The following is a 1,660-nucleotide window of genomic DNA, read 5'->3' as shown; positions in this document are numbered from 1 at the left end:
ATCTGGGGCGGAACCGGTGCCACGGGGAGAGGGCGTGCTCGTACGCCACCGAGCGCACCCAGCCGGCCGGGTCGCGGTCGACCGCCACCTCGGGCCAGCGCTGCCAGGCGACCTGGAAGGCCCGCTCGACGGACTCGCGTGCCAACTCGCGCCGCCCGGTCAGCAGATAGGCCTGCCGTACGAGGGCGGGGGCGCAGAACGCGTAGAGCGCGTCGAAGGCCTGAGCGGGCGTCAGGGGCGCGCGGGACGGTTCCTCGATCGGTACGGGGGCGGGGACGAGGACGGGTTCGAGTACGGCGGTGTCGTCCACCACCTCGACCTCGACCACCTCAACCTCGGCCGCTTTGACCTCGGTCACCTCAACCTCGGTCACCTCGGCCGCCGGAGGCTTCCGCTGAGGCTTCGTCACGGTCTCTTCTTCACCCAGGCTGGTGAGCAATTTCGCGTACGCCTCCCGTTTCCGGCCACGTGGTGTCGTACGGCCGGTCTCCCACGAGCGCACCGTCTCGCGGCTGACGCCCACCCGCTCGGCGACCTGAGCCTGCGTCAGCGAGCCCGCCTCGCGCAGGCGTCGGCGTTCCTTGGGCGGAGGGAGCGGGGTTGCAGGGCTCTGCGTCACCGGACGCCCCTTCGCACGAAAAAGTACATAAACGTATATTGAGCGACACTTCCGAGGTTCGCCTGTTACGACGAGAAAGCGCGTGTCGTTGGGAGCATGGCGGGCGTGATGCCGATGACCCACCGCCGAGCGCCGTTGGCGCCCCTGCTCACCCGGATGCGTGACCGATCCCCCGGACTGGCCGCCGGCCTGCTGGGCGGCGCGGTCGCGGCGGGGCTCGGGCTCGGTTCGTTCGCGGTGCTCGTGATGGTGCTGTGGATCAGCTCGCCGTACCCCGACAGCGGACCCGGCGGCGCCCTGCACATGGCCGCCGCCCTGTGGCTCCTCGCGCACGGTGTCGAACTGGTCCGCGCCGACACGCTCTCCGGAGTCCCCGCCCCCGTGGGCGTCACCCCGCTGCTCCTCCTCGCCCTGCCACTGTGGCTGCTGCACCGGGCGGCCCGGCACGCGGTGCTGGGCGGGGGCGACGGTGAAGACGACCCCGAGGGGCCGCCCCTCATCGCCGCCCGTACCGCCTGGGCGGGCGTCGCCCTCGGCTACCTCGCCGTCGGCACCGCAGCCGCGCTCTACGCGTCCGGCGGCGAACTCTCCCCCTCCTGGAGCTGGACCGCGGTCTGCCTGCCGCTGCTCGCCGCGGGCGCGGCCGGTTCCGGTGTGTGGACGGCGTACGGGCGCCCGCGCGAACCCGTGCTGAGCGTGCTGATCCTGCTACCGGCGGGGCTGCGACGGCTCGTCCTCGGCCCGGAGGCCCGCGAGTCCCGGGACCGCATCGGCACCGCCGCACGCGCCGCCGGTCTCGGCACGGCGGTGCTCGTCGGGGGCGGCGCGCTGCTCCTCGGCACGTCCCTGATCTGGCACGGCGGTGCCGCCCGGACGTCCTTCCTCCAGCTGACGGAGGGGTTGTCGGGCCGGTTCGCCGTCCTGCTGCTCTGCGTCGCGCTGATCCCGAACGCGGCGGTGTGGTCCGCGTCCTACGGCCTCGGCCCCGGCTTCGCCCTCGGCGTCCACCACACCGTCGCCCCCCTCTCCTCGGCCCCGGCC

General features: G+C 73.6%; 2 protein-coding genes. One reads left to right on the top strand and one right to left on the bottom strand.

Annotated elements, in window-relative coordinates:
- Positions 1-619: helix-turn-helix domain-containing protein (locus tag AC31A1_RS51085; protein ID WP_489659862.1), on the bottom strand; the 619-nt coding region annotated here is incomplete at its 3' end.
- Between the two features lie 96 nt (positions 620-715).
- Between AC31A1_RS51085 and AC31A1_RS51080 the strand changes: the two genes are divergently transcribed.
- The coding region (locus AC31A1_RS51080; protein WP_489659861.1) for a cell division protein PerM at positions 716-1,660 on the top strand (945 nt) is incomplete at its 3' end.

This window comes from Streptomyces sp. P5F9 (assembly GCF_057961495.1).
Note: the sequence above shows the minus strand (reverse complement) of the source record. Positions and strands in the feature narration are given on the sequence as shown.